Annotated in this window: 11 protein-coding genes and 2 pseudogenes; 1 reads left to right on the forward strand and 12 read right to left on the reverse strand. The window is 38.0% G+C overall.

Annotation, left to right across the window (positions count from 1 at the left end):
* From HMPREF0518_RS04720 to HMPREF0518_RS04750, 7 genes and pseudogenes are all read right to left on the reverse strand, one after another.
* Nucleotides 1–758: YSIRK-type signal peptide-containing protein (locus HMPREF0518_RS04720; RefSeq protein ID WP_244855807.1), on the reverse strand; the 758-nt coding region annotated here is incomplete at its 3' end.
* A 73-nt stretch (nt 759–831) separates the two neighbouring features.
* The gene (locus HMPREF0518_RS04725) at nt 832–999 is read right to left on the reverse strand and encodes a hypothetical protein (RefSeq protein WP_003626645.1); all 168 of its coding nucleotides are present in this window, start codon (nt 997–999) and stop codon (nt 832–834) included.
* Between the two features lie 47 nt (nt 1,000–1,046).
* On the reverse strand, nt 1,047–1,349 hold the full coding sequence (locus tag HMPREF0518_RS04730; RefSeq protein WP_003626646.1) for a mucin-binding protein: 303 nt from the start codon (nt 1,347–1,349) through the stop codon (nt 1,047–1,049).
* Nucleotides 1,336–2,022, reverse strand: coding sequence for a mucin-binding protein (locus HMPREF0518_RS04735; RefSeq protein ID WP_003626647.1), 687 nt, complete (start codon nt 2,020–2,022; stop codon nt 1,336–1,338). The genes HMPREF0518_RS04730 and HMPREF0518_RS04735 overlap by 14 nt, the downstream gene beginning before the upstream one ends.
* Nucleotides 2,019–2,324, reverse strand: coding sequence for a mucin-binding protein (locus HMPREF0518_RS04740; protein WP_307913916.1), 306 nt, complete (start codon nt 2,322–2,324; stop codon nt 2,019–2,021). The genes HMPREF0518_RS04735 and HMPREF0518_RS04740 overlap by 4 nt, the downstream gene beginning before the upstream one ends.
* Before the next feature lie 310 nt (nt 2,325–2,634).
* Nucleotides 2,635–4,011, reverse strand: a complete 1,377-nt coding sequence (locus HMPREF0518_RS04745) for a flavocytochrome c (RefSeq protein ID WP_003626649.1) — start codon at nt 4,009–4,011, stop codon at nt 2,635–2,637.
* Between the two features lie 11 nt (nt 4,012–4,022).
* A pseudogene (locus HMPREF0518_RS04750) lies at nt 4,023–5,425 on the reverse strand (class II fumarate hydratase).
* Between the two features lie 187 nt (nt 5,426–5,612).
* Between HMPREF0518_RS04750 and HMPREF0518_RS04755 the strand changes: the two are divergent.
* The gene (locus tag HMPREF0518_RS04755) at nt 5,613–5,837 is read left to right on the forward strand and encodes a hypothetical protein (RefSeq protein WP_003626652.1); all 225 of its coding nucleotides are present in this window, start codon (nt 5,613–5,615) and stop codon (nt 5,835–5,837) included.
* Nucleotides 5,838–5,928: 91 nt separating this feature from the next.
* Here the strand turns inward: HMPREF0518_RS04755 and HMPREF0518_RS04760 are convergent.
* From HMPREF0518_RS04760 to HMPREF0518_RS04780, 5 genes and pseudogenes are all read right to left on the reverse strand, one after another.
* A pseudogene (locus HMPREF0518_RS04760) lies at nt 5,929–7,162 on the reverse strand (ATP-binding protein).
* A gap of 149 nt (nt 7,163–7,311) precedes the next feature.
* On the reverse strand, nt 7,312–8,013 hold the full coding sequence (locus HMPREF0518_RS04765) for a methionine ABC transporter permease (RefSeq protein ID WP_003626660.1): 702 nt from the start codon (nt 8,011–8,013) through the stop codon (nt 7,312–7,314).
* Nucleotides 8,006–9,067: a methionine ABC transporter ATP-binding protein gene (locus HMPREF0518_RS04770; RefSeq protein ID WP_003626662.1), complete on the reverse strand. Its 1,062-nt coding sequence runs from the start codon at nt 9,065–9,067 to the stop codon at nt 8,006–8,008. Before HMPREF0518_RS04770 ends, HMPREF0518_RS04765 begins: the two co-directional genes overlap by 8 nt.
* A 12-nt stretch (nt 9,068–9,079) precedes the next feature.
* The gene (locus HMPREF0518_RS04775; protein ID WP_003626664.1) at nt 9,080–9,940 is read right to left on the reverse strand and encodes a MetQ/NlpA family ABC transporter substrate-binding protein; all 861 of its coding nucleotides are present in this window, start codon (nt 9,938–9,940) and stop codon (nt 9,080–9,082) included.
* A gap of 351 nt (nt 9,941–10,291) precedes the next feature.
* On the reverse strand, nt 10,292–12,709 hold the full coding sequence (locus tag HMPREF0518_RS04780) for an HAD-IC family P-type ATPase (protein ID WP_003626665.1): 2,418 nt from the start codon (nt 12,707–12,709) through the stop codon (nt 10,292–10,294).
* Between the last annotated feature and the right edge of the window lie 20 nt (nt 12,710–12,729).

A 12,729-nucleotide genomic window follows, 5' to 3' on the forward strand; every position in this document is an offset into this window, starting at 1 on the left:
GTAATATTAATTACTTTATTTTGCAAATCCTTATATTGGTCTAACTTATTAGCATCAAACTTTACTCCTGGCACTACTGTACCATTAATCAAATCATAGTTTTGACCATCAGCAGTTTTAGCCTTTGCAGTATAACCAGGAAGTGAAACGTCTCGTGGATCCCACTTATTAGCTGGAATATCTGTGCCTTCATTATTTGCTGCTTTCCAATTATCATATGAAACCACTTTACCAGTAGTTTGATCGATATTAGCAGTTCTACCAAATTGTACTGATTGCTGGATACTTTGCTTATTTGAACCATCAGCATAATGTCTACCTTTTGGAAGCTCAACATTGATAGTCCGTTTAAATGTGCGTTCATTATCCAGATTAATAGAAGCCTCAGTCTTTTCTTCTTTAGCGGCCTCAGTAGTAATAGCTGAAGTGTCAACATTTGAGTTAACTTTTAACGTATTCTCTTTATCTGTTGCAGTTTGCACGTTAGCAGCTTGATTATCTTGTGTCTCTACTCTTTCAGTTTCAACATGAGCGTTTGGATCTACAGTTTCAGCTTCTGCTTGCACCGCACCAGCATCTGACTGCTTTTGTTCACCTTTATCCTCATTTGCTGCTGGACTTGGCTCAGGACTTACCGGCTTAGTATCCGCCTTAACTTCCTGACTATTCACAGCTCCCATAAATGTAAAACCAATCAGAACTGAAGCGGCTCCAACTGTAAATTTTCTAATTGAAAAACGATCTTTTTTTGGCTTCATTTTTTGAAGCTTTTCTTTGTAATTATTTTTTGATAGCATTTTTAAGCCCCTACTTACTTAAACTACTAATATTTTATTGTTGTTGATTATCCACTAACTTCAAGCTTGGCTCATCCTGTGCCACTTTATTTAAACCGATGGTAAAGACTTGAGGAAGCAAATCATTATTGTCAAAACGTTGAATCACACCTGGTGCGTCAAAGTTATCAAAGACTACTTTATAGCCTAATTGCTTGAGCACCTCAAAGGCACCTCAGTACTATAAATGTCGTTAATGCTCTCACCTGGTTACCCGGTCAACTCACCCGAGCTGGTAATGAGTGCACCACTATTATCAATATCGATAAAACTGATGATGGCTATTTGCATATGTGGCGTATGATTTGCATCATTAGCTTTTGTAGCATGTACTGATTTGGCTTGGCTGACGTAGTTAACTGTCACTACTTGGTCTTCTTCACCAATTGGCAATGCCTTAACCACATTAGCCGAAGCATTATAGCCCTTAAGTTCTGGAACTGTTACATCATCGAACTTCTTGAGATTGCTCTTCCATTCGCTGGCACCTACAATATTTTTATTCTTGGGCATTACAAAAAGCGAACGAAACAGCGGTCTGCTTCTTAGGCTTAGGTGTCTTGTCGCCAGCACCTGTGAAGTTAACGATGAATGAAATTTCTTTAGAGTATTCTTTTTTATCAACGCCATCCAAGGGATGCTTTTCATTAACCAAAGCATAATTATGCTTCATGGTAATGACAAAGACAGGCACTTGCTCGCTGTCACCGAAGAATTGAACATTGCCGTCACCATTGAAGCTATTGTCAACTAAGTCAAAACCTTGCTCACCTAATGCGGCAATCTTAGCTTCGGCATCATAGCTTATTGGCATATTGGCCTTGCCCTTAACTTCGTCAGTGGCAATAACCTTGTTGTCATCCAAAATATCAACGTATTCGATCTTCACCGTTTGATCAGCTACCGGCTTCTTATTCAATTCGTACTTAACCGTATAAGTCTCATTAGGATGAAAAACATTAATCGCCTTACCACCAACAACAGCTTGATCAGCCACAAAACCTGGCACAATTGGTGTGGCGATCAACTTAAAGTTGCTAAACTTGCCTTGCCAATGACTATCCTTAATGATTTCACCATTAACTCGATCGACCACTAATCTCTTATGAACATCCATTTCAAGCTTGCTATCGATCGGTGTTCTGGTCGAGGCACCTTCATAATGAACAGTTTGGGTAACCTTCATTGCCAATTGATCGCTGCTATAGCCATAAGCAGGATGATCTGCATCAACACCGTGGTGCCATGGTGAAAACCAATGTAATAAATATGACCATCATCATCGTAAGTCGGTTTCACACCATTAATGTCTAAGTCTTTGCTTGCAAGTTCATATCCTTCATTCGTGAATTCTTCGATCTTATCGCTTGGATCATAATCGATTGGGGCATTTTGCTTTTCTTTACCCTCAACCTTATCTAGCTTGACTTCACCGTTGTCCAAATCAATGAACTCAATCTCTGCTCTAATTGACTTAATTAAACATATCCGTAAATTTGCTCATACTTCTTTACCTACTCACCATCATAAAAAACAGCCAGTAAACTACTGACTGCTTAATTTTTATCTATATATTCAAATTTTAGTCAGTACCGATAATTAATACACTTTTATCATACCATTAATTTGCCTTAACATGGGGCCTATAAAATAACATTATTTTAAGAACTGCTATATAATTTAACCGTATATGTAATTAGTGTATAGGCAAATAATATTATAACATCAAGTTTTCTAATCTTTTTTATCTTACTAAAAAAACAATACTCCTGACAAGCATTGTTTTTTCAATCATTAACTATTTAATTGTTCTAGCATACTTGTTCATTTGAATACCAGCTTGACGACCAAAGATGACCGTTTCAGCAATTGAGTTACCACCAATACGGTTGTTGCCGTGAAGTCCACCTGAAGCTTCACCTGCAGCATAGAGTCCTTTAATTACATTACCATTAGTATCCAAAACTTCGGTATCAGTATTAATGTGAATACCGCCCATAGTGTAATGAATAGCTGGGTGAATGTGAATTGCGAAGTATGGTCCACGATCAAGTAGGCGATCCATACCAGTAGTTCTACCGAATGCCTTATCCTTGTGAGTTTCAACTGCCTTGTTCCAATTTGAAACTGTTTCGTTCAAGTTATAGGGATCAACGCCAATCTTTTCTGCCAATTGATCTAATGAATCACCATGTACAACCAAGCCAATTTGATCATAAAATTCAACTGCAGCAAAGTGTGCTCGTACACCGTAATCGAAGATCAAGTAAGCACCATCTTCATGCAAATCTGTAATGGCATTTGAAACGATCTTTCGAGTACTCAATTCGTTAACAAAACGTTCGCCGGCCTTGTTAACCAAAATCGCACCTTCACCACGTAATCCTTCACCGATCAAGTAAACGTGAGGGTTGTCAGTATCAGCTGTTGGGTGAACTTGAATAAAGTTCATTTGAATCAATTGTGCACCAACATTTTCGGCTAACTTCAAGCCGTCACCGGTTGCACCTGGTTGATTGGTTGTCTTGTAATCAACTAAGTCTGGACGATACTTCTTAATGATGTCCTTTGAAGCACCGAAACCACCAGTAGCCAAAAGTACAGCCTTAGCCTTAATAGTCTTAACGCCATCTTCAGTTTCAACTTCGACACCGTTAACGCGACCATTTTTATCTTGCAAAAGCTTGCTTACCTTAGCGCTAGTGAAGATGTCAACACCAGCCTTTTTTACTTGCGTAGTCAAACGAGAAGTCAAATAAAAGCCAACTGGTTCCATTGAGCCTGGACGGTGAGCTCTCTTCTTGCTCATCCCACCAGTAATGGTCAAATCAGTCAAGTTAACGCCATACTTCATCAGCCAGCTAATTGCAAGAGCTGAGTGGTTAACAAAGTACTTAAGCATTGCACGGTCGTTTAACAAACCGCCACCCTTTAATGTTTCTTCATAAAAATCGCGGTTGTTGTCGATGATTCCTTCTTGAAGTTGAACGAGTGATTCAGAAGCGTTCATCCCACTTGAAGCACGACTGGTATTACCACCAGTTTTTTCATTCTTTTCCAAAATAACTACGTTCAAGCCCAATTTACGCGCTTGAAGTGCGGCGGTTAAACCAGTACCACCAGAACCAACAATAATTGCATCATATTTATTCTTTAATTCTTTATTATTCGGCATATTCCATTCCCCTATTCTTCTGGAGTAGACTTATCTACATTAGTCATCTTCATGTAGCCCATCCATTTATCGTATTGTTCTTCGGTTACCTTGCCACTCTTTAAGGCAGCTTCCTTCAAGGTTGTTCCTTCCTTATCGGCAGTTTGAGCAATCTTAGCAGCTGCGTGATAACCAATGTGTGGTGACAAAGCAGTAACTGTCATGAGTGAATTTTCAAGAAGTTCATCCATTCTGTCTTCATTAACAGTTAAACCATGAATCATTTTATCAGCAAAACCAGTAATTGTACCAGTCAAAATGTCACAAGAATCAAGGAATGAAGCAATAATTACAGTCTTGAAGACGTTCATTTCAAAGTTACCTTGACTGGAAGCAACAGTAATGGTGGTATCGTTACCAAATACTTTAACGGCGGCCATGGTTACAGCTTCTGCTTGAGTTGGGTTAACCTTACCTGGCATGATGCTTGAACCTGTTTCGTTAGCTGGAATGTTTAATTCGTGGTAACCGGCACGCGGACCTGAAGCAAGCATACGAATGTCTTGAGCGATCTTGAACATATCAGCAGCCAAGGTCTTAAGAGCGCCATGAACAACGTCAAGGCCTGAGTGGTGAGCTAAGCCCCAGAACTTGTTGGTCTTAACCTTGAATTCATGACCATAAATTTCTGACAACTTGCCAGCAATCTTTTCAGTCATACCTGGTGCGGCGTTAAGGCCAGTACCTACAGCAGTACCACCGATAGCTAATTCATAAAGAGTTGGCTTCAATTCTTGAATGTATGAAAGATCATGCTTCAATGCGGAAATGTAGCCAGACAATTCTTGACCAAAAGTAAGTGGAGTTGCGTCTTGCAAGTGGGTACGACCAACCTTAACAGTCTTCCAGTACTTCTTTTCCTTAATTACTAATTCATCGATCAAGTGTTGAATAGCTGGTTCAAGCTTGTCCAATGCTTCAACGGCAACGATGTTCATGGTAGTTGGGTAAGTATCATTAGAGGATTGACCACGGTTAACGTCATCGTTTGGCAAGATGTCTAAGCCTGGGTGCAATTTATTAGCCAAGTTAGCAACTACTTCGTTAACGTTCATGTTGCTTTGTGTACCTGAACCGGTTTGCAAAACGTGAAGTGGGAAGTCTTTTCTAAGTTTTTCATCACTTAAAGCTAAAAGGTGATCAATTGCGTCTTCGATTGCTTCACCTTTTTCCTTTGGTTCATCGCCAACTTCAACGTTAGATTCAGCGGCAGCCTTCTTTAAGTGTAAAAAGGCACGAATGATTTGCAATGGCATAATTCACCACTTGGGAAGTTGTTACGACTTCTTTCAGTTTGTGGTCCCCACAATGCATCCTTAGGAATCTTTACGGGACCGATAGTGTCACTTTCAATACGATATTCTTCTTTGCTCATATTTTTCCTCCTTATTATATAAGTATAAGGTTGTTGTCTTTATTAGTAATCACTTTTTATGATACCTGTAAAGGCTTTCTTTTTCAATTGGTGAAAAGGGTTTTATATAATTGATGAAAAAAACAATTATAATAATTGTAACGATTAAAAAAACATACGCCTATATACTTTCATAAGGAGCTTAATTATGGAAAATGAAATTTTAGATATGGATATTTTACGTATGCCTACACCAGAAGAAACAATTGTCGCCAAAATTCTAGATTGGGTAGTTTCAGCTAAACCTGATCAAAACAAGGTAGCGACTATTGTATTTAAGAAAGATACTCCAGCAGAGATTTTCAGATTATATAAGAAAAATTTCAACTTAATACCTTTCCCTTCACATTTTGAATATGTAGTTGAAAAATAGAATTTAAAAAACAAAACGAGATTGATTATCAACATTTTAAAGATAATCAATCTCTTTATTTTTAGTATTCAAATTTCAGAAGTTTCTACAACTAATCCTTTTCCAACAGCCAATCCAAAATATTTTTCTTTTGAATTCCATCATAATTAGCATCTTTATTAAAAGTATCCATCGTCAGTAAATACTTAGGATATGAATCTCTAATTTCTTTTAATGGACGCAATTCTCTTGCCAAAACATTTTCATCTAAAGTAGTCAATGCAACCTGAAAATATCTAGTCTCATTCCTATTATTCAATGCTACAAAATCCACTTCGAGTTTTGACGTTTGCCCCACATAGACATTTAGATAGCGCCGCTTTAATTCTAAATAAACGATATTTTCAATAATGTGACCATAATCTTCTTGATAATCAGGCAAAAGCAATTGCCGTAATCCTGGATCAACCACATAATATTTGCTATTGCTTCGCACAATTTCACGACCATGGATATCATACGGTTTAGCTTCATACATTAGCAAACTTTCAAGAATTCCATTCAAGTAACGATTAATCGTTTTGTTATCTGCCGAGTAATGATTACTTTGTAAAGTATTGGCAATTTTTTAATTGAGATTGGACTACCAATATCACTAAACAACGTCCGAATTACCCGCTCTAGTACAGGTACATCATGAACTTCCAATCTTGTCACAATATCTGTTAAAACGATCGTTGAATAGATTCCTCTTAAATACTCCATCCTTTCCAAATCATCAGATGTAAAAAGCGTATATGGAAAAGAGCTTTGCAAATATTTATTAAACATTTATTAAACATATCTGCTCTATCAGTGAAAAGATCATTTTGTTTGTGCCATTCAACAAATTCTTTGAACGATAAAGGCAACATATTTAATTGGACATAACGTCCTGTTAAAAGTGTGGCAATCTCCCCACTTAAGAAGTATGCATTTGACCCAGTCAAGTAAAGGTCAACATTATCTTTAATGAACAATGAGTCTACTACCTTCTCAAAATCGTGAACGTGTTGAATCTCATCTAAAAAGATATAGTTCATTTTATCAGGAAGCAATTTATTTTGAAGATAATCATACAAGCGATGCGGATCACGCAAAGGCTCATTAGCCATATCTTCAAAATTTAAAGTAATAATTTGATCATTAGAAACGCCATTTTTTCTCAAATACTCACGAAAAAGTAAAAAGAGTGTAGACTTACCTGATCTTCTAACCCCTGAAACTACTTTTATTACTTTTTTATCTTGATGTCTCTTCAAAAAATCCAGATATTCGTCACGTGCTACATACTTTTGCATAATCATAATTAACACCTCGCATACGCTTATATTCCATAAAAACTACTTTTTTAGTCATTTTAAGGAATACATCCCTTAAAATGATTCTCGAATAAAAAGAGATTGACTATCAACCTTCTGAAGATAATCAATCTCTTTATTTTTAATCCAAAAATTTATCTATTCTGATGGTTCATTCTCTTAGCAAAGAAGTCACCCACAATTTGCACGATGAAGATCAAGATAATAACCAAAATCGTAGCTACCCAAGTAACATCATTGTTGAAACGGTTGTAACCGTATGAGATAGCGGTATTACCCAAACCACCAGCACCGATGGCACCAGCCATTGCAGTCAAGCCGATCAATGAAATGATAGTCACAGTAGAAACTCTAATCAATTCTGAACGCGATTCGCGCAAGTAAACGTCAAAGATAATATCTGAAACAGTAGCACCAATACTTTGTGCTGCTTCTACCTTACCAGCGTCCACACTTTCAAGGGCAACTTGCACCTGACGAGCGTAGAATGGAAAAACACCCAAGGTCAATGGCACCAAGGCAGCCTTCATACCGATTTGCGTACCCACGATCTTTTGGGTAACTGGTGCAACAAATGCGAGCAAGATTACGAATGGAATCGCTCTAAAGATAGATACCAGCTTATCGCAAACGTTGTACCAAAACTTATTTGGACGAATGCCGTCATCTTTAGTAATTACAAGCAATACACCAAAGATAATACCTAAAATACCACCAAAGATTGCAGCCCAGAAGGTCATAAAGAGAGTTTGAAAAATACTGGTACCCCAGCCGGCGTCGCCGCCCCAACCTAGTTGCACTACATTTGGACAAATTTTTTCAAACCAACTAATCATTTAAATCCCCCTTTTCATCCAATCTCGTCAATGTAACGTTTTGTTTCTCCAAGAATTCTCTAGCTTGCTTTTGTTTTTCACTATCACCTTTAACAAGTACAACCAAAGTACCGATTGCCTCGCCATTTAGGAGCTCCACATTACCATAAAGCATTGAAACTTCTACACCAATCTGACGGTAAAGTTCAATAATAATTGACTTAGTCACGTTGGCAATGCTGTAAACCAATTGGTAAACTTCTTCGTTTTCACTAAGCTTGCCTAAGTTCAAAGAATCAAGAGTTTGAATAGCCTCCAAACTACCACCAACGAATCTCTTGGTTAATTCCTTCTTAGGGTGCAAGAAGATCTCACGCAAGTTGCCATTTTCAATCATCTTACCATGCTCGATTACGGCAACCTTGTTACAAATCTTCTTAACCACATCCATCTCGTGCGTAATCAACACAACGGTTAAGCCTAATTCCTTATTCAATCTCTTTAATAAATCCAAAATCTGTTGCGTATTTTGTGGATCGAGGGCACTAGTTGCTTCATCAGAGATCAAGATATCTGGATGGTTGGCCAAAGCGCGAGCGATCGCTACTCTTTGTTGTTGACCACCTGATAATTCAATCGGATAAAAGTTAGCCTTATCCTTCAAGTCAACCAAGTCGAGCAATTCCAAAGAACGCTTTTCAAGTTCTTCATCAGAAAGCTTAGAATGCTTCAATGCAAAAGCCACATTTTCTAACACCGTAGTTTCATTCAAAAGATTAAACCCTTGAAAGATCATGCCGATCTTTCTACGTTCTAATTGCAATTTTTTATTAGAAATGACCTGCTTGCCATCTTTGACAAAATCAACGCCATTTACTTGAATATCACCGGCAGAAGGATATTGTAATAAGTTGATTGTTCTAACTAAAGTTGATTTTCCGGCACCGGAGAAGCCAACTACACCATAGATATCGCCTTTTTCAACATGTAAAGTGACATCTTGAACAGCCTTGACTACTTTACCTTTCTTCTGCGGAAAATCTACATCGATATGATCTAATTGAATAATGCTCATACTTTTTCCTCCCTATTTAATCTTGATATCCCAAGCAGTAATTTGAGAATTACCGTAGAAGTGCTTAGTTAATTGCTTAGTTTTCTTAGTTTGGAATGCCTTAACTACATCCTTGTAAAGCTTATTATTTTCTTCGCCTTTTCTGGCACAGATAATGTTGATCCATTGCTTAGAATCCTTGTTAACTGGTTCGATATAGATGGTTTGCTTATCGCCCAAACCAGCAGGAACAGCATAGTCATTGTTAACTACAGATGCATCAACTGAATTAATTACTCGACCGGTTTGCTCAGCACTAATTTCCTTTAATTTAAGGTTATGCGGATTCTTAGTGATATCGGCAACAGTAACAAGTGTCTTGCCCTTTCTTAAATCAATCAAGCCAGCATTTTTCAAAACAAACAATGCTCTTGATTCATTAGTAGCATCATTTGGAATAGCAATGGTTGCACCGTCTGGCAAATCTGCAAGCTTGTGATACTTCTTAGAGTACAAACGAATTGGCGCAATGTAAGTCTTACCAATTGGGACAACGCCACCGCCATTTGACTTATTCCAAGCATCTAAGAAGGCATAGTGTTGAAATGCATTTAAATCTACATCCCCTGACTTCAAAGCCTTATTTGGTTGGTTATAGTCAGTAAAGTTCTTAATTTTAATAGTAATGCCATATTTTTCTTTAGCAGTCTTAGCTACGCTTTTCCAGATGGCTGCGTCCTGCTTACTTTGACCAACAACACCAACTGTCACAACTTTATTTTGTGCTTGATTATTAAAATTCAATCCTGGTCCAAAGCTGAACCAGCCAGCAATAATGATCAATACTCCAATGATTGACCAAATAATTGTATTTCTGCGTCTACGTTTTCTCATTATATCAACCCCTCATTTTTCATGAAAATAAAAAGAGCATCTATCCCTAAAAGGACGAATGCTCGCGTTACCACCTTTAATTCACTCACTGCTTACGCAGTTTAAGCCTCAGCGACTATCAAAAAATAGCCTGCACTGTTAACGGATGCAAAACCGCTGATAGCTAAATATCACCATCAGTCATCGTTCCAAACCCATATTCACTAGTTTCTATCTGCTGACTTTCACCACCACGTCAGCTCTCTTTATAGATAGAAGCTCTAGTTACTCAGTTCTTCAAGATGTTTGTTTAATAATTGTTATAAATAAGTTATCATCTTATTTTAATCTAGTCAACATATTTTTTAATTTTTATTCAATTTTATTTTCTCGGCCGCGACGATATGCCTCTTTAAATTCGCCGAAGGTCATGTTCTTGCCCTTTTGATCAAAGATCACTAGTACTTCACGAATACCATCTAAAATTCTAGATAACCAACGGAAAATAGTAGTAGCCGCACAGAATAGCACTACTAAGATGAAGATCGCCTTATCTGAGATCATCTTAAGTGAGAATAAATCATGCAAGAAGATAATCGCCAAAATTAATCCTAAAAACGAACCCAGCATAACCAGCAAGCGGAAACGATTAAGCGGTGCCGAAATGTGGTAAAGCACCATCATCCCCACTGCTACTAACAATAATGTGGCAGTAGTCCCCACATCATTATGATCTAGGGCAATATAACCACCTGCCACTACCAGAATACTTACTGCTAGCATGTCGGTTAGCCCACCAGGGATCGCACGGGATAAAATATTTGGAATAAATTGTCCGCGGATTCGGTTGTGGTTGCTTTCTAGTGCAAGCAAGAATGATGGCAAACCAATCGTAAATGCCGAGATCAATGTGATCTGTGACGGCTGCAAAGGATAATTGATTACCATTACCAATGAGAAGATAGCCATCAAGAATGAAAAGATATTTTTCACTAAGAATAAACTGGCAGACCGTTGAATATTATTAACAACGCGTCGACCTTCGTTAACTACCATCGGCATTCTAGCAAAGTTTGAGTCCAGCAATACAACTTGGGAAGCCTGGACTGCCGCACTATTTCCCGAAGCCATCGCAATTGAACAGTCAGCCTTTTTCATAGCTAAAATATCATTAACACCATCGCCTGTCATAGCTACGGTGTTGCCTTGCTTTTGCAAAGCTTTAACAAATTTACGTTTTTGTTCCGGCTTCACTCTGCCAAAGACGCTATATTTTTGAACGGCTTCTTCATAGCCATTTTCTGGAATTTCTGAAGCATCGATATATGCATCTGAATTTTGAATACCAGCTTGTTGAGCTACTCGCGAAACGGTGACAGGATTATCACCGGAGATCACCTTAATGGCTACCCCTTGCTTAGCAAAGTATTCAAAGGTTGCCTTGGCTTCTTTTCTAATCGGATTAGTCAAAAGAATGTAGCCATAAACCTCAACTGGCTTAGTTAGCTTAGAATCATCTTCGGTTAAAACTCCTGGATAATCGGCAATAATTAAGACACGATAACCGGTTTTGGCATACTTCTCAAATTCGGCTTGATATTCGTCAAATTGGTCTCTTAATACCATTTCTGGTGCTCCAATTAACAAAGTATGATCATTAAAAACGACACCACTATATTTATTAACTGAAGTAAATGGCAAAATACTGCTGGCTTTTTGCCCGGTATTTTGAGTAAAGAAGCTATGAACAGCCTTCATTGTGGCATTATCAGCTGGCATATTTTGAGCAAAATCACCAATTACTTTGTCCAAATCACCCTGATAATTCTTGGAAGGTACTGCCTTTTCTACACTCATCTTAGGCTCGGTAATCGTACCGGTTTTATCAACGCATAATACGTTAACGCGGGCTAGGGTTTCAACACTCTTCATGTCGTGCAGCATTACCTGTTTGCGTGCCAATCTTACGGCAGAAAGAGCCAACGCAATCGTTGTCAAAAGATACAAGCCTTCCGGAATCATACCGATAATGGCTGCTTCCATGGAAACAATACTGCGGTAAAGCGACATTTTATTAACGAAAAAGCTCATCGAAAAAAGAGCTATTCCCAGGGGAATAATGATGATCCCAACCCATTTAATCAACTTATTGATCGAGCGAACCATTTCAGATTGTTCACTATTTCCCATTGCCTTAGCTTTAATAGTCAACTTGGAAATATAGCTTTCTTTACCAACCTTTTCTAGCTGCATGTAGGCGTTGCCCGAAACCACGAAAGAACCGGACATTAATTCGTCGCCCACTTCTTTAGTAATTTCATCTGATTCACCTGTCAAGAGTGATTCATTAACGCGGATATTTCCTTTAATGACCTGACCATCTGCAGGAATCTGATCACCGGTTTTTAATAAGACGATATCGCCCTTAACCAGTTTTTCAATTGGAACCTGCTCCTCTTTTCCGTTCCGCAAAGCTCCAATATCCGTGGCATTCATCACATTTAACTTGCTTAAAATTTTCTTGGCCCGGATTTCCTGAACAATCCCGATAACGGTGTTCAGGATAATTACTGGCAAAAAGGTCAAGTCCTTATAAGCTCCAACCACTACCAGCAAAATAGATAGAACTAAGAAAATCAAGTTAAAGTAGGTAAAAACATTTTCACGAATAATTTGTTTATTTGTTTTAAATTGATCGTCAACTGCTTTGTTGACTTCACCAGCTGCAATTTTTTGTTCAACTTCAGCTGTAGTTAATCCTGTTTCTAAATTTGTCTTTTCTTCGTTCATTTTCTTTTCCTAAGTAAATA

Source organism: Lactobacillus helveticus DSM 20075 = CGMCC 1.1877 (assembly GCF_000160855.1).
Lineage (GTDB): Bacteria > Bacillota > Bacilli > Lactobacillales > Lactobacillaceae > Lactobacillus > Lactobacillus helveticus.

Coding starts and splice junctions, on each gene's coding strand:
- HMPREF0518_RS04730 (WP_003626646.1), bottom strand. CDS start 1,349: ATGCCCAAGAATAAAAATATTGTAGGTGCCAGCGAATGGAAGAGCAAT.
- HMPREF0518_RS04735 (WP_003626647.1), bottom strand. CDS start 2,022: ATGAAGGTTACCCAAACTGTTCATTATGAAGGTGCCTCGACCAGAACA.
- HMPREF0518_RS04745 (WP_003626649.1), bottom strand. CDS start 4,011: ATGCCGAATAATAAAGAATTAAAGAATAAATATGATGCAATTATTGTT.
- HMPREF0518_RS04755 (WP_003626652.1), top strand. CDS start 5,613: ATGGAAAATGAAATTTTAGATATGGATATTTTACGTATGCCTACACCA.
- HMPREF0518_RS04765 (WP_003626660.1), bottom strand. CDS start 8,013: ATGATTAGTTGGTTTGAAAAAATTTGTCCAAATGTAGTGCAACTAGGT.
- HMPREF0518_RS04770 (WP_003626662.1), bottom strand. CDS start 9,067: ATGAGCATTATTCAATTAGATCATATCGATGTAGATTTTCCGCAGAAG.
- HMPREF0518_RS04775 (WP_003626664.1), bottom strand. CDS start 9,940: ATGAGAAAACGTAGACGCAGAAATACAATTATTTGGTCAATCATTGGA.
- HMPREF0518_RS04780 (WP_003626665.1), bottom strand. CDS start 12,709: ATGAACGAAGAAAAGACAAATTTAGAAACAGGATTAACTACAGCTGAA.